Origin of the sequence: Streptomyces sp. NPDC050504 (assembly GCF_044458065.1) — a bacterium.
Taxonomy (GTDB): Bacteria; Actinomycetota; Actinomycetes; order Streptomycetales; family Streptomycetaceae; genus Streptomyces.
Map to the genome: position 1 here is coordinate 37,421 of NZ_JBITHO010000004.1, position 17,834 is coordinate 55,254.

The window sequence follows — 17,834 nt, forward strand, 5'->3', positions numbered from 1 at the left end:
AGGTTCCGTGGTACAGGCGTACATCCTCATCCAGACCGAAGTGGGAAAGGCGTCGACCGTCGCCGAGCTCATCTCCAAGATCCCGGGGGTCATTCAGGCCGAGGACGTGACAGGACCCTATGACGTGATCGTCCGCGCGCAGGCGGACACCGTCGACGAGCTGGGCCGCATGGTGGTCGCCCGCGTGCAGCAGGTGGACGGGATCACCCGCACCCTTACCTGCCCCGTGGTCCATCTGTAGCCCCGTCTACGCTGGGCCGGTGCCTTCCTTCCGCCACCGGCTTCTCGGCCCGTCCGCCGCGCTCCTGCTGCTCTTCGCGGCAGGCTGCTCCTCCACGGACGCAGCCGCGACGATCACGGTTCCCACCCCGTCGAAGAAGACCGCCGCGCTCTGCGACTCCCTGGACCGGGAGTTGCCGAAGGACGTGGCGGGCGGCGAACGGCGCGACCCCGAACCGGAGTCGACGCTGACCGCCGCATGGGGGGACTCCGCGATCGTACTGCGCTGCGGGGTGCCCAGGCCCGCCAAGATGACCGATCCCGGCGAGGACGGGATGTCCGTCGACGGGGTGGCCTGGCTGGTGGAGGAGCTGGAGGACGGCGGCTACCGGTTCACGACCGGGCTGCGGCTCGCGTACGTCGAGGTCACGCTGGACGCGGAGCACGCGCGGGAGCACGGCGCGGGGCTGCTGACGGAGTTCGCCGCGCCGGTGAAGAAGACGGTCCCCGAGGGCGTCGCGGACTGAACCGCGGCGCCCCCGGGCCGTTCGGGACGGCTAGCGCAGGCCCGTGGAGCGGCGCAGGGCCGCCTGGATGAGCCGGTCCACCAGCTCCGGGTAGGAGACGCCGCTCTCCTGCCACATGCGCGGGTACATGGAGATGGGCGTGAACCCGGGCATCGTGTTGATCTCGTTGATGACGAACTCGCCGTCGTCGGTGAGGAAGAAGTCCGCGCGGACCAGGCCCTCGCAGGAGACCGCGTCGAACGCCTGGACCGCGAGGCGCTGGACCTCGGCGGTCTCCTCGGCCGTCAGCGGGGCGGGCACGATCCCGGACGCCGAGTCGATGTACTTCGCCTCGAAGTCGTAGAACTCGTGGGCCGTGACGGGCGGGATCTCGGCGGGCACGCTCGCGCGCGGCCCGTCCTCGAACTCCAGGACCCCGCACTCGATCTCGCGGCCGCGCAGCAGCGACTCGACGAGGATCTTCGGGTCGTGGCGCCTGGCCTCCTCGATCGCCCCGTCCAGCCCGGAGAGGTCGTTGACCTTGGTGATGCCCATCGAGGAGCCGCCGCGCGCGGGCTTCACGAAGAGCGGCCAGCCGTGCTCGCCCGCGAAGTCCACGATCTTCTTGCGGGCGGCCGCCGGGTCGTTGTCCCACTCGCGCGGGCGGATCACCTCGTACGGGCCGACGGGCAGGCCGTAGGAGATGAAGACGCGCTTCATGTACTCCTTGTCCTGGCCGACCGCCGAGGCCAGGACGCCGGAGCCGACGTACGGGACGCCCGCGAGGTCCAGCAGGCCCTGGAGGGTGCCGTCCTCGCCGTACGGGCCGTGCAGCATCGGGAAGACGACGTCGACCTCGCCCAGCGCCTTGGGCACCGAGCCCGGCTCGGTGTAGACGACCTCGCGGTTGCCCGGCTCGACCGAGAGGACGACGCCGCCCTCGGTGGACTCGGCGAGCTGCGCCACTTCCGGCATCTTCCGGTCCGTGATGGCCATCCGGGCCGGGTCGTCGGCGGTCAGCGCCCAACGGCCGTCCGCTGTGATGCCGATCGGCAGCACGTCGTACGTGGAACGGTCGATGGCGGACAGCACGGCACCCGCGGTGACGACGGAGATGCCGTGCTCGGAGCTGCGTCCGCCGAAGACGACGGCGACGCGCGGCTTGCGCGGCTGCTCAGGGCTCTGGAGGAGGTTCTCGGTGCTCATATCGCGTCGAGACTACCCGCTGCCACTCGAACATTCAGTGCCCGCCGGCCCCGTGCGCCCCGTTCCCCCGGCGGCGCCGCCTCAGCGCCGTTCCGGCTTGGCGCTGCGCGACATCAGCTCCTTGAGCGCGACCATCGGCGGCTTGCCCTCGTGGACGATGCCCACGACGGTCTCCGTGATGGGCATGTCGACGCCGTGCCTGCGCGCCAGGTCCAGTACGGATTCACAGGACTTGACGCCCTCGGCGGTCTGCTTGGTGACCGCGATGGTCTCCTGGAGGGTCATGCCCCTGCCGAGGTTGGTGCCGAAGGTGTGGTTGCGCGAGAGCGGCGACGAACAGGTCGCCACCAGGTCGCCCAGGCCCGCGAGTCCGGAGAACGTCAGCGGGTCGGCGCCCATGGCGAGGCCGAGGCGGGTGGTCTCGGCGAGGCCGCGGGTGATGAGCGAGCCCTTGGCGTTGTCGCCCAGGCCCATGCCGTCCGCGATGCCGACGGCGAGGCCGATGACGTTCTTGACGGCGCCGCCCAGCTCGCAGCCGACGACGTCGGTGTTGGTGTACGGGCGGAAGTACGGGGTGTGGCAGGCGGCCTGGAGCCGCTGGGCGACCGTCTCGTCGGCACACGCCACCACGGCCGCGGCCGGCCTGCGCTGGGCGATCTCCTTGGCGAGGTTGGGCCCGGTGACGACGGCGACCCGCTCGTCCCCGACTCCGGCGACCTCCGCGACGACCTCGCTCATCCGCTTGGCCGTGCCCAGTTCGACGCCCTTCATCAGGGAGACGAGGACGGTGCCGGGGGCGAGCAGCGGGGTCCAGGCGGCGAGGTTGCCGCGCAGGGTCTGGGAGGGCACGGCCAGGACGGTGAAGTCGGCGCCGTCCGCGGCCTCGGCGGGGTCGGTGGTGGCGCGCAGCCCCGCGGGCAGCTCGATGCCCGGGAGGTAGTCGGGGTTCGTCCGGGTGGTGTTGACGGCCTCGGCCAGCTCGGGCCTGCGGCCCCAGAGGGTCACCTCGCAGCCCGCGTCCGCGAGCACCGTGCCGAAGGCGGTGCCCCAGGAGCCGGTGCCGAACACTGCTGCTTTGACGGCACGGCTCACTTGGGTCCCTCTCCTGCGGCCTTGCGCCGCTGTTCTGCACGGGCCTTGCGGTGGTCGTACGGCTCGGAGGGCGGCGTCTCGCCGCGCAACAGGGCCAGCTGCTCGGTGATCCCGGCCATGATGACCTCGGTCGCCTCCCGGAGCAGTTCGGGGGTGGGTTCCTTGTCGTAGAACCGACTGAGGTCGACCGGCGGACCGGCCTGGACCCGCAGGGTCTTGCGGGGGAAGAGGCGGACCTTCTTCTCCTTGGCGTAGGGCGGCATGGCCTCGTGGGCGCCCCACTGGGCGACCGGGACGACCGGTGCCCTGGTCATGAGCGCGACGCGCGCGGCGCCCGTCTTGCCCGCCATCGGCCAGACGTCGGGGTCGCGGGTGAGGGTCCCCTCGGGGTAGAAGGCGACGCACTCGCCGCGTTCGACGGCCTCGACGGCGGCGCGGAACGCGTCCAGCGCGTTGGTGGACTCGCGGTAGACCGGGATCTGGCCCGTGCCGCGCAGGATCGCCCCGACGCCGGGCGTCCTGAAGACCCCCGCCTTGGCCAGGAAGCGGGGCACCCGGCCGGTGTTGTACTGGAAGTGCCCGTAGGAGAGCGGGTCCAGGTACGAGTTGTGGTTGACCGCGGTGATGAATCCGCCCTCGGCCGGAATGTGTTCCATTCCTCGCCAGTCCCGCTTGAACAGCACCACCAGTGGCGGTTTTGCGATGACCGCCGCCAGGCGGTACCAGAAGCCGATTCTGCGGCGGGACACTCGGACACCTTCCTCTGCGGCCTGGCTACTGACGGTCAAGTGTCGCCCCAGGCCCCTGCTCTGTCGAGAACACCGTACGCCCCGCTCTGGAGCCCGGCCCTCCGGGCTCTCGTACGGACTCTCGTACGGGCGAGCGAGAATATCCCTCGATGAACACCGCCCCGAGCGCCGACCTCTGGTCCCTGATCGTCCCCCTGAAGCCGCTCGCACTGGCCAAGAGCAGGCTGGCCGCCCCCGACGACCCGCTGCGCCCCCGCCTGGCCCTGGCGTTCGCGCAGGACACGGTGGCCGCGGCGGTGCGCTGTGCGGCGGTGCGCGATGTGGTCGTCGTCACCGACGACCCCGCGGCGGGGGCGGCGTTGACGGCGGCGGGCGCCCGCGTCGTGCCGGACGCGCCGGGCGCGGGACTCAACGCGGCGCTGGCGCACGGGGCGCGGGCGGTGCGGGCGGTGCGGCCGGACGCGGCGGTAGCGGCGCTGAACGCGGATCTGCCCGCGCTGCGTCCGGGGGAATTGGCGCGGGTGTTTGATATCGCCGCCCAATTCCGTCGGGCTTTTCTCCGGGACGCGGCCGAAATCGGTACTACATTCCTGTCGGCGGCGCCTGGCGTGGAATTGGCTCCGGCATTCGGCGGCCGTTCGCGGGATCGGCACCTGGCGTCGGGGGCGGTGGAAATCCTCCCCGACGGGCCGCGGGAGGCGCTGTCCGTGCGCCAGGACGTGGACACCTGGGAGGACCTGCGGGTGGCCCTGGCCCTGGGAGTGGGCCCGCACACCGCGGCGCTGCGGCAGGTGGCGAGACCGGGCGGTTAGGCTTCGGCCATGCAGGCGACCGCGTACACCTACGACTCCGAGACCCGCAGCGGCAGCGTGCTGCTCGACGACGGCACCCCGGTGGACTTCGACGCCGCGGCGTTCGACGCCGGCGGCCTGCGGCTGCTGCGTCCGGGGCAACGGGTCCGCATCGAGCGGGACGACGCCCGCATCACCCTGGTGACGCTCCAGACGTTCTGAGACCACGCGCCGCGGGCCGGGCATCCCCCTGGGGGGAGGCCCGGCCCGGTGCGTGGCCTTGCCGTACCGCTGAACGGCGCCGTTACTTCTTCCTGGCGGTCGTCTTCTTCGCGGTGGTCTTGCGCGCCGTCGTCTTCTTGGCGGGCGCCTTCTTGGCCGTCGCCTTCTTCGCGGGCGCGGTCTTCTTGGCCGTCACCTTCTTCGCGGCGGTGGTCGTCGCCTTCTTGGCCGGCGCCGCCTTCTTCGCGGTCGTCGCCTTCTTGGCGGCAGCGGCGGTGGTGGTCTTCTTCGCCGCCGTCGTGGCCTTCTTGGCCGTCGTGGTCTTCTTCGCGGCGGTGGTCTTCTTCGCTGCCGCGGTGGTCTTCTTGGCGGCCGCCTTCTTCGCGGTCGTCGCCTTCTTGGCGGCGGCCTTCTTCACGGTCGCGGAGGCGCCACCGGTGAGGCTGCCCTTCGGGGCCTTCTTGACGGCCACGTCGTTCTTCGGGAGCTTCTTCGAGCCGCTGACCAGGTCCTTGAAGCCCTGACCGGCACGGAAGCGGGGCACCGAGGTCTTCTTGACCCGGACGCGCTCTCCCGTCTGGGGGTTGCGGGCGTACCGCGCGGGGCGGTCGACCTTCTCGAACGAACCGAAGCCGGTGACCGAGACCCGGTCCCCCGCGACGACCGCGCGGACGATGGCGTCCAGGACGGCGTCGACGGCGTCGGCCGCCTGCTGACGGCCACCGAGCTTGTCGGCGATGGTTTCTACGAGCTGCGCCTTGTTCACGTCTTCCCCTTCGGAGACATTGCCAGAACGAAAGTGTTCAAGCTTTTTCGCACGTTAGGCAGATATATACCGCAAATCAAACACGAAACGGGCTAATCACCCTACTGCCGCAACGAAGTGGGGCATTGCGGAGTTCCGGGCGTCAGTCTCCTTCGGGGAATCGACCCTCATCGAGGTCCTTCATCAACCGGTTCAGACGCCTTGCCGCATCCGATAGATCGTGCTTCGCCGCGGCCGTGACGACCAACAGCTTCCGGGACAGCGCCATCCGTACGCCTTCCGGGACTTGCAGTTCACGCACCACGGCGTGCGCTTCCTTCAGTCGGTCGGCGAGTTCCTCGTAGAGACCCAGTTGGTTGTCGCCTTCCATGCACCGATTGTGCCATCTGGGGCGAGTTGTCGCCCAACGGGGCCCCAACAAGCCACTGCGCCCCCTACCTCACGGCAGGGGGCGCAGTCACGGAAAAGCGCTGCTCAGGCGTCAATTGTACGTGGCTTGAAAGTGGGCCTCGACGCCTCGTAAGAAGCGATCTCCGCTTCGTTCTGAAGGGTGAGACTGATGTCGTCGAGGCCGTTCAACAGCCTCCAGCGGGCGTTCTCGTCCAGCTCGAAGTCCGCGGTGATGCCCTCCGCGAGCACCTGGCGGCGCTCCAAGTCAACGGTGATTTCGGCCGTCGGGTCGGCTTCCGTCAGCTCCCAGAGGGCGTCGATCACCTTCTGGTCGAGCACGACGGTCAACAGACCGTTCTTCAGTGAGTTTCCACGGAAGATGTCGGCGAACCTGGCGGAGAGCACGGTCTTGAAGCCGTAGTTCTGGAGCGCCCAGACGGCGTGCTCGCGGGAGGAGCCCGTACCGAAGTCGGGGCCCGCGACCAGCACCGACGCGCCCTGGCGCTCGGGGCGGTTCAGCACGAACTCCGGGTCCTTGCGCCAGGCCTCGAAGAGCCCGTCCTCGAAGCCGTCCCTGGTCACCTTCTTGAGCCAGTGGGCGGGGATGATCTGGTCGGTGTCGACGTTGCTGCGGCGCAGCGGGACGGCCCGGCCGGTGTGCGCGGTGAATGCTTCCATGGCTGATCAGACTCCAGCGGGCGTACGGACGTCGGGGGCGTCGGACAGGTCGGCCGGGGACGCCAGGTGGCCCAGTACCGCGGTGGCGGCGGCGACCTGGGGCGACACCAGGTGGGTGCGGCCCCCCTTGCCCTGCCGGCCCTCGAAGTTCCGGTTGGAGGTGGAGGCCGAGCGCTCGCCGGGCGCCAGCTGGTCGGGGTTCATGCCCAGGCACATGGAGCAGCCCGCGTGCCGCCATTCGGCGCCGGCCTCGGTGAAGACCTTGTCCAGGCCCTCCTCGACGGCCTGGAGGGCGACCCGGACGGAGCCGGGGACGACCAGCATGCGCACGCCGTCGGCGACCTTGCGGCCCCGCAGCAGGTCGGCGGCGCCCCGCAGGTCCTCGATGCGGCCGTTGGTGCAGGAGCCCACGAAGACCGTGTCGACCCGGATGTCGCGCAGCGGCTGGCCCGCGGTCAACCCCATGTACTCCAGCGCCTTTTCGGCGGCGAGGCGCTCCGAAGCGTCTTCGTACGAAGCGGGGTCGGGGACGCTCGCGGAAAGCGGCGCTCCCTGGCCGGGGTTGGTGCCCCAGGTCACGAACGGCGCCAGCTCGGCGGCCTCGATGACGACCTCGGCGTCGAAGACCGCGTCGTCGTCGGTGCGCAGGGTCTCCCAGTACGCGACGGCGGCGTCCCAGTCGGCGCCCTCGGGGGCGTGGGCGCGGCCCTTCAGGTAGTCGAAGGTGGTCCGGTCGGGGGCGATCATCCCGGCCCTCGCGCCCGCCTCGATGGACATGTTGCAGATGGTCATCCGGGCCTCCATCGAGAGCTTCTCGATGGCGGAGCCGCGGTACTCCAGGACGTAGCCCTGGCCGCCGCCGGTGCCGATCTTCGCGATGATGGCGAGGATCAGGTCCTTGGCGGTGACGCCGTCGGGCAGTTCGCCCTCGATCGTGATGGCCATGGTCCTGGGGCGGGCCATCGGCAGCGTCTGGGTGGCCAGCACGTGCTCGACCTGGGAGGTGCCGATGCCGAACGCCAGCGCGCCGAAGGCGCCGTGGGTGGAGGTGTGGCTGTCGCCGCAGACGACCGTGGTGCCGGGCTGGGTCAGTCCCAGCTGCGGTCCCACCACGTGGACGACGCCCTGCTCGACGTCGCCGAGCGGGTGGAGCCGTACGCCGAACTCCGCGCAGTTCTTGCGCAGGGTCTCCAACTGGGCGCGGGACACCGGGTCGGCGATGGGCTTGTCGATGTCGAGGGTCGGGGTGTTGTGGTCCTCGGTGGCGATGGTGAGGTCGAGCCGCCGGACCGTGCGGCCGTTCTGGCGCAGTCCGTCGAAGGCCTGCGGGCTGGTGACCTCGTGCAGCAGGTGCAGATCGATGAAGAGAAGGTCCGGCTCGCCCTCGGCGCGCCTGACGACATGGTCGTCCCAGACTTTCTCCGCGAGTGTCCTACCCATCGCTGTCCCTCCGGTCGGCGGCGTCGCCGACCCATCTAGAGATTCGGTGCGCCTCCGTCAGACCCCCGTACCGGGCGGTGGCGTCCGGCCGCCGGGCGACCGTCCGTACAGGTTGACAACTTCCCGGGGAAATTGAACTTGCGTTTCACAGAGTGAGACGGGAGTATCGTTGCATGGACAACTCTAGCGGCGTAGGCGTTCTCGACAAGGCAGCCCTTGTCCTGGGCGCCCTGGAGTCCGGTCCGGCCACCCTCGCCGGGTTGGTCGCGGCCACCGGGCTCGCACGACCCACGGCACATCGTCTCGCCGTGGCCCTCGAACACCACCGCATGGTGGCGCGGGACATGCAGGGCCGGTTCATTCTCGGCCCCCGGCTCTCCGAACTGTCGGCCGCGGCCGGCGAGGACCGCCTGCTGGCGACGGCGGGCCCGGTCCTGACGCACCTGCGCGACGTGACGGGCGAGAGCGCCCAGCTCTACCGCCGCCAGGGTGACATGCGCATCTGCGTCGCCGCGGCGGAACGGCTGTCCGGACTTCGGGACACGGTACCGGTCGGCTCGACGCTCACGATGAAGGCAGGTTCGTCCGCGCAGATCCTCATGGCCTGGGAGGAGCCGGAGCGGCTGCACCGGGGCCTCCAGGGCGCCCGTTTCACGGCGACGGCCCTGTCGGGCGTACGGCGCCGGGGCTGGGCCCAGTCGATCGGCGAGCGCGAGCCGGGCGTCGCGTCCGTCTCGGCGCCGGTGCGCGGCCCGTCCAACCGGGTGGTCGCCGCCGTCTCGGTCTCCGGACCGATCGAGCGCCTGACGCGCCACCCGGGCCGGATGCACGCCCAGGCGGTCATCGACGCCGCGGGCCGCCTCAGCGAGGCGCTGCGCCGCGCGAGCTGACGCTCCTCCCCCACCCCACTCCCCTTCCACCGCCCCGGGCCGGTCGCTCCAACGCCGCAGCGACCGGCCCGTGGTGTATGCGGAACTCCCTTGAGCGGTACGGCCGTTGGACCGTCCGCCGGACACGCGAGAAGGCCCCTCGCTTTCGCGAGGGGCCTTCTTCTTCACGTACCCCCGACCGGATTCGAACCGGCGCTACCGCCTTGAGAGGGCGGCGTGCTAGGCCGCTACACAACGGGGGCCTTGCGGATCAGATCCGCGGTTGCAGATGAGCTCTGCGAGCTGGCCTACCAGGACTCGAACCTAGAATGACGGTACCAGAAACCGTAGTGTTGCCAATTACACCATAGGCCATGGTGGTTTAGACCAGTACCCCCGACCGGATTCGAACCGGCGCTACCGCCTTGAGAGGGCGGCGTGCTAGGCCGCTACACAACGGGGGCCCTAGCGATCCTGCATCGAGTTCACCGGGTGCGACCCAGGTGATCCCGCGGGAAGGATCTGTACCCCCGACCGGATTCGAACCGGCGCTACCGCCTTGAGAGGGCGGCGTGCTAGGCCGCTACACAACGGGGGCGTTGCAGATGAGCTCTGCGAGCTGGCCTACCAGGACTCGAACCTAGACTAACTGAACCAGAATCAGTCGTGCTGCCAATTACACCATAGGCCACCAAAACTCGACCCTCCGCCAGAAGGATCTTGTTCGGTTTTGCGCTTTTGGTTTCGGGCTTTTCTTCCCGCTCCCCTCGGCGCAGGAAGAACATTACCCGAAGGTGTCCTGGGCTCCAAAACGGGTATGCCCGCGCAGCAACCCGGGGAGCTGGGAGAGCTCCGTGATGCGCAGCAGCTCGGGCCGGCCGCCGCGACCGCGGCGGTCCAGCCAGATGCCCTTGAGCCCCGCCGCGACGGCGCCGACCGTGTCGATGTCCGGGTGGTCACCGACGTACGCGACCCGCTCGGGGGGCAGCCCCAGGGCGTCGCAGGCGGCGTGGAACGCGGCGGCGTGGGGCTTGGAGACGCCCAGGTCGACGGCGCACAGGACGGCCTCGAAGCGGTCGCGCACGCCCAGCGCGCGCAGCTTGCGGTCCTGGACGCTCAGGGCGGAGTTGGAGAGGACCGCGTGGCGGTAGTCGGCGGCGAGGGCGTCCAGGACGGGCACGGTGTCCGCGAAGAGCTTCCAGGCGGCCTCGTAGTGGACGACGTGGCGGTCGAACCACTCGTCGGCCTCCGCGTCGCTCAGGAGCCGCCCCGTGAAGTCCCTGACGCGGTCGCGCCGCTGCCCCTGGAAGTCGGCCTCGCCCGCGGAGTGCCGGGCCCAGTGGTGCTCGGTGATCTCCCGCCAACGGACGAGGGCCTGCTCGACGGTGTCGATCCCGTCGGGCAGGCCCTCGGTCTTCAGGTGTTCGCGCATCCCGGCGCGGTCGGCGCTCGTGTAGTCGAAGAGGGTGTCGTCGATGTCCCAGAGGACGGCGTGGATCTCATCGGTCGCCATGACAGCGAACGTACCCGCGCCACCGGGGCCGGACTCCGGAGGGCCGGACGCCGGAGGGGCGGTCGCCGGGTGGCGGCCGCCCCTCCGGGGACGTACGGGCAACGCCTACGCGGCGAGCTTCGCGAGCGCCGCGTCGATGCGGGCCAGGGACTTGTCCTTGCCCAGGATCTGGAGCGACTCGAAGAGCGGCAGGCCGACCGTGCGGCCGGTGACCGCGACGCGGACCGGGGCCTGGGCCTTGCCGAGCTTGAGGCCGTGCTCCTCGCCCGCCGCGAGCACCGCGTTCTTGAGCGACTCGGGGTCGTTCCAGTCGGCGGCGTCGAGCTTGGCGCGGGCGGTGGTGAGCAGGGCGACGGGCTCGCCCTTCATCGCCTTGGTCCAGGACGCCTCGTCCTCGACCGGCTCCTTGAGGAACAGGAAGTCGACGTTGGCCGTGATGTCCGAGAGGACGGTCAGGCGCGTCTGGGCGTGCGGGGCGATGGCCTCCCACGCGGCGGCGTCGAAGTCCTCGGGCGCCCAGTTGGCGTGCGGGGCCTTCAGCCAGGGCTCGCAGGCCGCGGCGAACGCCTTCACGTCCAGCATGCGGATGTGGTCCGCGTTGATGGACTCGGCCTTCTTGAGGTCGAAGCGCGCCGGGTTGGCGTTGACGTCCGCGAGGTCGAACTTCTCCACCATCTGCTCGATCGAGAAGATGTCCTGGTCGGCCGAGAAGGACCAGCCCAGGAGCGAGAGGTAGTTCAGCAGGCCCTCGGGGAGGAAGCCGCGCTCGCGGTACAGGTTGAGGGACGCCTGCGGGTCGCGCTTGGAGAGCTTCTTGTTGCCCTCGCCCATCACGTACGGCAGGTGGCCGAACTCCGGGACCGCCTTGGCCACGCCCAGCTCGATCAGCGCCTTGTAGAGCGCGATCTGGCGGGGGGTGGAGGAGAGCAGGTCCTCGCCGCGCAGGACGTGGGTGATCTCCATCAGGGCGTCGTCGACCGGGTTGACCAGCGTGTACAGCGGGGCGCCGTTGGCGCGCACGATGCCGTAGTCGGTGACGTTCTCCGCCTGGACGGTGATCTCGCCGCGCACCAGGTCGTTGAAGGTGGTGGCCTCGTCGGGCATCCGGAAGCGGACGATGGAGGCGCGGCCCTCGGCCTCGTACGCCGCCTTCCGCTCGTCGCTCAGGTCGCGGCACTGGCCGTCGTAGCCCGAGGGCTTCCCGGCGGCGCGGGCGGCCTCGCGGCGGACGTCGAGCTCTTCGGCGGTGCAGTAGCAGGGGTACGCGTAGCCGCCCGCGAGGAGCTTGTCCGCGACGTCCCGGTAGACGTCCATCCGCTGGGACTGGCGGTACGGGGCGTGCGGGCCGCCGACCTCGGGGCCCTCGTCCCAGGTGAAGCCGAGCCAGCGCATCGCGTCGAGCAGCTGCTCGTACGACTCCTCGGAGTCGCGGGCCGCGTCGGTGTCCTCGATGCGGAAGACGAACGTGCCGCCGTTGTGGCGGGCGTACGCCCAGTTGAAGAGGGCGGTGCGGACCAGGCCCACGTGGGGGTTGCCGGTCGGGGAGGGACAGAAACGGACGCGTACGGGAGTCGCGTTAGCCACGCTTGATCACCTTGTTGGTGAGAGTGCCGATGCCTTCGATGGTGACGGCGACCTCGTCGCCGACGTTGAGGGGGCCGACCCCGGCGGGGGTGCCGGTGAGGATGACGTCGCCCGGGAGCAGCGTCATGGCCTCGGTGATGTGGACGACCAGGTCCTCGATGGAGCGGATCATGTCGCTCGTACGACCCAGCTGGCGCTGTTCGCCGTTGACCGTGCACTGGACCGTGAGGTCCTGTGCCGTCGCCAGGTCGATGCCGGTCTCCACCCAGGGGCCGAGCGGGCAGGAGGTGTCGAAGCCCTTGGCGCGGGCCCACTGCTTCTCGCGCTTCTGCGCGTCGCGCGCGGTGACGTCGTTGGCGCAGGTGAAGCCGAAGACCACGTCCTTGACGCGCTCGCGCGGGACGTCGCGGCACATGCGGCCGATGACCACGGCCAGCTCGGCCTCGTGGTGCACCTCGGCGGAGAAGGAGGGGTACTCGATGGCGTCGCCCGAGCCGATCACGGAAGTGGTGGGCTTGAAGAAGGCGACCGGGAACTCCGGGACCTCGTTGCCCAGCTCGGCCGCGTGCTCCGCGTAGTTGCGGCCGATGGCCACGACCTTGTTGGGGAGCACCGGCGGCAGGAGGCGGACCTTGCTCAGCGGGACCTTGGTGCCGGAGAGTTCGTAGTCCGTGTAGGGAATGCCCTTGATGATGTCGAGGACGAGGCTGTCGGGGCTGTCGCCCTCGACCGCTCCGAAGGCGACATTGCCGTCGATGGAGAACCTGGCGATGCGCACGGGATGCTGCCGCCCCTCACTGCTGCTTGCTGGCTGGAGACTGATCGCTCCAGGCTAACGCGGGTGAGGGGCGCCCGGCGGCTCGGGCGGCGGCTCTCAGGCGGCGGGCTGCGGCTGGACCGGGGCTTCCATGAGGATGGTGCGGCGCGGGTTCGCGGTCACGTTGGGCAGCTCCGCGCGGTGCTGCGGGAGCTCGGGGGCGGCCAGCTCGGCGGCGCTGCCGAGGTGGGCCAGCGTGGTGCGGCGGGGGTTGGCCGTGTTGGTGATCGTGGAGGTCTTCATGTGCCCTTGGGCCCCTGTCGTGTGGGCGCCGCGGTGCGGCCGCCGGTTGTCGGATTCGCCATCCCTGTAAAGCGCCAGGCTAAACATCCGATTCCCGGGGAAAGTCCGATGGAGACGGCGATCATCATGTGAGTTTGCTCACGAGCGAGTGGACAAAGGGTGCATTCGAGACAGTGAACACCTGTCACTGAAACGGACATTGCGCTATTGAACCCACCATTCCGCCCCTGATCATGTCGACTGGGACACCCCCCGCACCCGGGTGCGCCGCACCGGAATGCCGGATTTGCACCACAGCGCGCTCCACATCCCGTAACTCCACGATCACACCAGGTCACACCTGTTGCGACGCGCCCGACGGGCCTTGTTGGAGATCCAGCACTGTGCTGGAATTCCACGCACCGCCGCAGGTTCGGAAGGACCGGCGCGCAGGGGCGCATCACCGCGCCGAGTGGCGGCGCAACCGAGGGGGAAGAGCGCCCGTCACTGACGACCACCAAGGGGCGCCTCCGGCGTCCCGACAACGCCGACACCGCCTCGACCGCACGCGCGGGAGGGGCGCCTGGTCCAGAGGTTGCGACGCTAGTGCAGGGACGTTTCAAGAGGGATGGCAGCGCTGCGGCGGAACAGGAGCCGCACGGCGGGACCGACCGCGGCTCCTCGCCCCAGCACACCCAGAACCAGGGCCCGGCCTCCGCCGGAGAGTCCCGGGACCGCGGGACGACCCCCAGTCCCCAGGCTCCCGGCCCCCAGACCGCCGAGGCCCCCGCCGCCGAGTCCAAGACCGCCCCCCGGTCGAAGGACCCCGTCAACGTGGGCTCGCGAATAGCCCTGCGCAACTGGCGCATCAGCACCAGGCTGGTCTCCCTGCTGGCCCTGCCCGTGGTCGCCGCGACCACCCTCGGCGGCCTGCGGATCAACGAGTCCTTGAAGGACATGGAGCAGCTGGACAACATGCAGCTGCTGACCAGGATGACCCAGCAGGCGACCCTGCTGGCCGAGGCGCTGCAGAACGAGCGCGACTCCACGGCGGGTCCGCTCTCCAACAACGTGCATGACACCGACTACAAGGTCGCGACGCCGCGCAACGACACCAACGCGAGCGTCATCGCCTTCCTCAACGCGACCAAGACCGTCGACGACGAGGACGACCGCCATTCGCTGGACGGCATCCGCGCCAACGTGAGCCAGATCGCGGCCCAGCTGCGCGACCTCACCGAGATCCGCAAGACCGCCTACGCCGACAAGCAGAGCACCTCGCAGACGGTCGAGCAGTACAACCGCCTGATCAGCTCGCTGCTCAGCCTGTCCCAGGACATGGCGCAGGCCACCAGCAACCCCCAGATGATCCAGCGCACCCGCGCCCTGGCGACCTTCTCCAGGGCCAAGGAGTACGCGTCGATCCAGCGCGCGATCATCGCCGGCGCCCTGCCTCCGGACAAGAAGGCCGGCCGCAAGGCCCAGCTCAGCGAGAACGACCGCCTCTACGCCGTCTCGGCGCTCCGCAAGGAGAAGGCCGACCTCACCTCCTTCCAGAGCATCTACGCGGGCTCCGGGAAGGACCCCAACGAGCTGCTGCTCCCGCTGGAGCACGGCAACCCCGAGGCCAAGAGCGCGGACAACTACATCCGGGCGGCGCTCTACAGCGCCGACGGGATCTCCAAGCTGGAGCTGCGCACCTGGAAGGACTGGGACGACCAGTCCTCCACCAAGATCAAGACGATGAAGACCATCGAGTCGGACCTCCTCAGCGACATGGAGGAGACCGCTCGCAAGCTGCGCAACGAGTCCGAGCAGACCGCACTGCTCAACGGTGCGCTCATCCTCCTCGTCCTCGGCGTCTCGCTCGTCGGCGCCTTCGTCGTGGCCCGGTCCATGATCCGCTCGCTGCGCCGCCTCCAGGACACCGCGACCCGGGTCGCCCAGGACCGCCTCCCCGAGCTCGTCAAGCAGCTCTCCGAGACCGACCCGCAGGACGTCGACACCTCCGTGGAGTCGGTCGGCGTGCACTCCCGCGACGAGATCGGCAAGGTGGCCGCGGCCTTCGACGACGTGCACCGCGAGGCCGTCCGCCTCGCCGCCGAGCAGGCCCTCCTCCGGGGCAACGTCAACGCGATGTTCACCAACCTCTCGCGCCGCTCCCAGGGCCTCATCCAGCGCCAGCTCTCGCTCATCTCCGAGCTGGAGTCCCGCGAGGCCGACCCGGACCAGCTCTCCTCGCTCTTCAAGCTCGACCACCTCGCGACCCGCATGCGCCGGAACGGCGAGAACCTCCTCGTCCTCGCCGGTGAAGAGCCCGGCCGCCGCTGGACCCGCCCGGTCCCGCTGGTCGACGTGCTCCGCGCCGCCGCGTCCGAGGTGGAGCAGTACGAGCGCATCGAACTGGCCGCCGTGCCCGCGACCGAGGTCGCCGGCCGCGTCGTCAACGACCTCGTGCACCTCCTCGCCGAGCTGCTGGAGAACGCCACCTCGTTCTCCTCGCCGCAGACCAAGGTCCGCGTCACCGGTCACGCGCTGCCCGACGGCCGCGTGCTCGTCGAGATCCACGACACCGGCATCGGCCTCTCCCCCGAGGACCTGGCCGCGATCAACGAGCGGCTGGCCGCGCCGCCCACCGTGGACGTCTCCGTCTCCCGCCGCATGGGCCTGTTCGTGGTCGGCCGCCTGTCCCTGCGACACGGCATCCGCATCCAGCTGCGCCCGTCCGACTCCGGCGGCACGACCGCGCTCGTCATGCTGCCCGTCGACGTCGCCCAGGGCGGCAAGCAGCCGCAGGGCAAGCCCGGTGCCGGCCAGCCCGGCGGGGCGCCCGCCGGGCGCCTGCCCGGTGCTCCCGGCGGCGCGGACGGCCAGCGCCCTGGGGGCGCGGGCGGTCCCGCGGGCCAGGGCGGACAGCTCCCCACGGGGTCCGGCAACCGCGGCGCGCTGCCCGCGCGGAACGCGGGGCAGCGCACGGGACAGGGCGCCGACGCCTTCGGCAACACCGGCCCGCGCCAGGCCCAGCCGCGCACCAGCGGCCTCAGCGGCATGAGCACGCGCAACCAGCACCAGGCCGCGCGTGCCCAGCAGGAGGGCTTCCCCGGCTCCCTGCAGGGCGGCAGGCCCGGCCAGGGCGGCGGCCAGCTGCCCCCGCCCGGCGGACCGCGCGCCCAGCTGCCCGGCGGCAACCCCGCACCGCAGCACCCGCAGCGCCAGGGCAACCCGCAGCTTCCCCAGCCGCAGATCCCGCAGCCGGGCCAGAACCCGCAGTTCGGCCAGAACCCGCAGGACCCGCAGGACCCGCAGAACCAGCAGCCCCTGGCCCAGCGCCCGGGGACGAGCTGGGGCGCGGACCAGCCGCGCGGCCACGAAGAGGCAGAGACCTCGGGCCGGTTCGAGCGCCCGGACGTGCGCGGCCCCGTGCCGCCGTCGCCCGTGACGCAGACCGGCCAGTTCGAGCGCGCCGACGTGCGCGGTCCCGTGGACCCGGCGCAGCTGCCGCAGCAGACCGGCCAGTTCCAGCGCCCGGAGGTGCCCGGCCCGCAGGAGCCCACCGCCACCGCCGAGTTCCCGCGCCCGGACTTCGACGCGCCGCTGCCGCCGCAGCACCAGCAGCCGCAGGCCCACCAGCAGCAGCCGCAGACCCCGGCCCAGGCCCAGGGGCTCGGACCGGCCGCCGCGCCGCGCCAGCACGTACAGCAGCAGCCGTTCCCGCAGCCGCCGCAGCACCAGCAGCCGCAGCACCAGCTCGGCCAGCCGCACCAGCCGGAGGCACTGCCGCCCGCGCAGAGCCCCGGCGACGGCCGCACGCCGCTGTACGACACCCTGGAGACCAACTGGTTCCACGGTGCGCAGGAGCAGCAGGCTCCCGGCGTGCCGCACCAGCCCCAGCAGCCCGAGCGCTCCGCGCCGCCGCTCCCCCAGCGCGGTCAGCAGGACGCGCTCGGCAACACCGGCGCCACCCCCGCGGCCACCACCGGCAGCTGGCGGACCTCGCCCAACGACGAACTCGTCCGCCAGGCCGAGCGTGCCAAGAAGCCCGCGGCAGGCGGTGTGACCACCTCAGGTCTGCCGCGCCGCGTGCCGCGCGCCAACCTGGTGGCGGGTACGGCACAGCAGCAGTCCCATCAGAGCGGTCCTCAGGTCTCGCGTGCGCCCGACGACGTGCGCGGCCGGCTGACCAACCTCCGTCGGGGCATCCAGCAGGGCCGTCAGGCCAACAACGGCCCGGCGAACTCCGAGACCGGAAGCTTCGGTCCCGGCCCCACTCACCAGCAGGAGCGTTAGTTGAGTCCGATGAGCCAGGCGGCGCAGAATCTGAACTGGTTGATCACCAACTTCGTGGACAACACCCCCGGGGTGTCCCACACGGTGGTGGTCTCCGCCGACGGGCTGCTCCTCGCCATGTCGGAAGGCTTTCCGCGGGACCGGGCCGACCAGCTCGCGGCCGTGGCCTCGGGACTGACCTCGCTGACCGCGGGGGCGTCCCGGATCTTCGAAGGCGGCGCCGTCAACCAGACGGTGGTGGAGATGGAGCGCGGCTTCCTCTTCATCATGTCCATCTCCGACGGATCGTCGCTGGCCGTACTCGCGCACCCGGAGGCGGACATCGGCCTCGTCGGGTACGAGATGGCCCTCCTGGTCGACCGCGCGGGCACGGTCCTCACCCCGGACCTGCGCGCGGAACTCCAGGGCAGCCTGCTGCACTAGCGGGCTGTGCCGTACTGCCGTACCCCGCACATCCGCCCTCAGCCCACCGCCCCGTCCGGC

At 70.8% G+C, this 17,834-nt stretch carries 18 protein-coding genes and 5 tRNA genes; 7 read left to right on the forward strand and 16 right to left on the reverse strand.

All coding sequences use genetic code 11. The features are described 5' to 3' along the window. Window positions 1-7 precede the first annotated feature (7 nt). Together ACIBNE_RS15500 and ACIBNE_RS15505 are read left to right on the forward strand one after the other, a co-directional pair. Window positions 8-241: an Lrp/AsnC family transcriptional regulator gene (locus tag ACIBNE_RS15500; protein ID WP_399271696.1), complete on the forward strand. Its 234-nt coding sequence runs from the start codon at window positions 8-10 to the stop codon at window positions 239-241. 19 nt (window positions 242-260) lie between these two features. Continuing rightward, window positions 261-746, forward strand: coding sequence for a DUF3515 domain-containing protein (locus ACIBNE_RS15505; protein WP_399271697.1), 486 nt, complete (start codon window positions 261-263; stop codon window positions 744-746). A 30-nt stretch (window positions 747-776) separates the two neighbouring features. On the opposite strand, the gene ACIBNE_RS15510 is transcribed toward ACIBNE_RS15505, so the two are convergent. The 3 genes from ACIBNE_RS15510 to ACIBNE_RS15520 all read right to left on the reverse strand — a co-directional run bounded on the left by ACIBNE_RS15510 (window position 777) and on the right by ACIBNE_RS15520 (window position 3,772). Further along, window positions 777-1,931: a D-alanine--D-alanine ligase family protein gene (locus ACIBNE_RS15510; protein WP_399271699.1), complete on the reverse strand. Its 1,155-nt coding sequence runs from the start codon at window positions 1,929-1,931 to the stop codon at window positions 777-779. An 81-nt stretch (window positions 1,932-2,012) separates the two neighbouring features. Beyond that, entirely contained in the window at window positions 2,013-3,023 is a 1,011-nt protein-coding gene (locus ACIBNE_RS15515) for an NAD(P)H-dependent glycerol-3-phosphate dehydrogenase (RefSeq protein ID WP_399271700.1), read from the reverse strand. Next, window positions 3,020-3,772 carry a lysophospholipid acyltransferase family protein gene (locus tag ACIBNE_RS15520; protein WP_399271701.1) on the reverse strand — a complete coding sequence of 251 codons (753 nt, stop codon included), beginning with the start codon at window positions 3,770-3,772 and terminating at the stop codon, window positions 3,020-3,022. Before ACIBNE_RS15520 ends, ACIBNE_RS15515 begins: the two co-directional genes overlap by 4 nt. A gap of 149 nt (window positions 3,773-3,921) precedes the next feature. Here ACIBNE_RS15520 and cofC point away from each other — a divergent pair, with 149 nt between their 5' ends. Next, window positions 3,922-4,584 (forward strand): 2-phospho-L-lactate guanylyltransferase, encoded by a 663-nt coding sequence (cofC, locus tag ACIBNE_RS15525; protein ID WP_399271702.1) that lies wholly within the window; start codon window positions 3,922-3,924, stop codon window positions 4,582-4,584. Window positions 4,585-4,593: 9 nt separating this feature from the next. Next, window positions 4,594-4,785, forward strand: coding sequence for a hypothetical protein (locus tag ACIBNE_RS15530; protein ID WP_399271703.1), 192 nt, complete (start codon window positions 4,594-4,596; stop codon window positions 4,783-4,785). An 82-nt stretch (window positions 4,786-4,867) separates the two neighbouring features. On the opposite strand, the gene ACIBNE_RS15535 is transcribed toward ACIBNE_RS15530, so the two are convergent. From ACIBNE_RS15535 to leuC, 4 genes are all read right to left on the reverse strand, one after another. After that, window positions 4,868-5,551, reverse strand: a complete 684-nt coding sequence (locus tag ACIBNE_RS15535; RefSeq protein WP_399271704.1) for an HU family DNA-binding protein — start codon at window positions 5,549-5,551, stop codon at window positions 4,868-4,870. A gap of 142 nt (window positions 5,552-5,693) precedes the next feature. Then, entirely contained in the window at window positions 5,694-5,921 is a 228-nt protein-coding gene (locus ACIBNE_RS15540) for a hypothetical protein (protein ID WP_399271705.1), read from the reverse strand. A gap of 104 nt (window positions 5,922-6,025) precedes the next feature. Then, complete coding sequence (gene leuD / locus ACIBNE_RS15545; protein ID WP_399271706.1) at window positions 6,026-6,619, reverse strand: 3-isopropylmalate dehydratase small subunit; 594 nt, start codon at window positions 6,617-6,619, stop codon at window positions 6,026-6,028. A 6-nt stretch (window positions 6,620-6,625) separates the two neighbouring features. Next, entirely contained in the window at window positions 6,626-8,059 is a 1,434-nt protein-coding gene (gene leuC / locus ACIBNE_RS15550; RefSeq protein ID WP_399271707.1) for a 3-isopropylmalate dehydratase large subunit, read from the reverse strand. 173 nt (window positions 8,060-8,232) lie between these two features. Between leuC and ndgR the strand changes: the two genes are divergently transcribed. Continuing rightward, window positions 8,233-8,949: an IclR family transcriptional regulator NdgR gene (ndgR, locus tag ACIBNE_RS15555; protein WP_399271708.1), complete on the forward strand. Its 717-nt coding sequence runs from the start codon at window positions 8,233-8,235 to the stop codon at window positions 8,947-8,949. A gap of 169 nt (window positions 8,950-9,118) precedes the next feature. On the opposite strand, the gene ACIBNE_RS15560 is transcribed toward ndgR, so the two are convergent. The 9 genes from ACIBNE_RS15560 to ACIBNE_RS15600 form a co-directional block, all read right to left on the reverse strand. Then, window positions 9,119-9,191 (reverse strand) — tRNA-Glu (locus ACIBNE_RS15560). A gap of 40 nt (window positions 9,192-9,231) precedes the next feature. Then, window positions 9,232-9,303 (reverse strand) — tRNA-Gln (locus ACIBNE_RS15565). A gap of 16 nt (window positions 9,304-9,319) precedes the next feature. Next, a tRNA-Glu gene (locus ACIBNE_RS15570) sits at window positions 9,320-9,392 on the reverse strand. Window positions 9,393-9,453: 61 nt separating this feature from the next. Beyond that, window positions 9,454-9,526, reverse strand: a tRNA-Glu gene (locus tag ACIBNE_RS15575). A 21-nt stretch (window positions 9,527-9,547) separates the two neighbouring features. Then, a tRNA-Gln gene (locus ACIBNE_RS15580) sits at window positions 9,548-9,619 on the reverse strand. 93 nt (window positions 9,620-9,712) lie between these two features. Beyond that, a complete protein-coding gene (locus ACIBNE_RS15585) occupies window positions 9,713-10,441 on the reverse strand; it encodes an HAD family hydrolase (protein WP_399271709.1) in 729 nt (242 codons plus the stop codon). 105 nt (window positions 10,442-10,546) lie between these two features. Continuing rightward, entirely contained in the window at window positions 10,547-12,025 is a 1,479-nt protein-coding gene (gene gltX / locus ACIBNE_RS15590) for a glutamate--tRNA ligase (protein ID WP_399271710.1), read from the reverse strand. After that, window positions 12,018-12,803 carry a fumarylacetoacetate hydrolase family protein gene (locus ACIBNE_RS15595; protein ID WP_399271711.1) on the reverse strand — a complete coding sequence of 262 codons (786 nt, stop codon included), beginning with the start codon at window positions 12,801-12,803 and terminating at the stop codon, window positions 12,018-12,020. The genes gltX and ACIBNE_RS15595 overlap by 8 nt, the downstream gene beginning before the upstream one ends. Window positions 12,804-12,899: 96 nt before the next feature. Further along, window positions 12,900-13,085 carry a hypothetical protein gene (locus tag ACIBNE_RS15600; RefSeq protein WP_399271712.1) on the reverse strand — a complete coding sequence of 62 codons (186 nt, stop codon included), beginning with the start codon at window positions 13,083-13,085 and terminating at the stop codon, window positions 12,900-12,902. 585 nt (window positions 13,086-13,670) lie between these two features. Between ACIBNE_RS15600 and ACIBNE_RS15605 the strand changes: the two genes are divergently transcribed. Then, entirely contained in the window at window positions 13,671-17,351 is a 3,681-nt protein-coding gene (locus ACIBNE_RS15605) for a nitrate- and nitrite sensing domain-containing protein (RefSeq protein WP_399271713.1), read from the forward strand. 9 nt (window positions 17,352-17,360) lie between these two features. Further along, the gene (locus ACIBNE_RS15610; RefSeq protein ID WP_399272921.1) at window positions 17,361-17,774 is read left to right on the forward strand and encodes a roadblock/LC7 domain-containing protein; all 414 of its coding nucleotides are present in this window, start codon (window positions 17,361-17,363) and stop codon (window positions 17,772-17,774) included. Window positions 17,775-17,834: the final 60 nt, after the last annotated feature.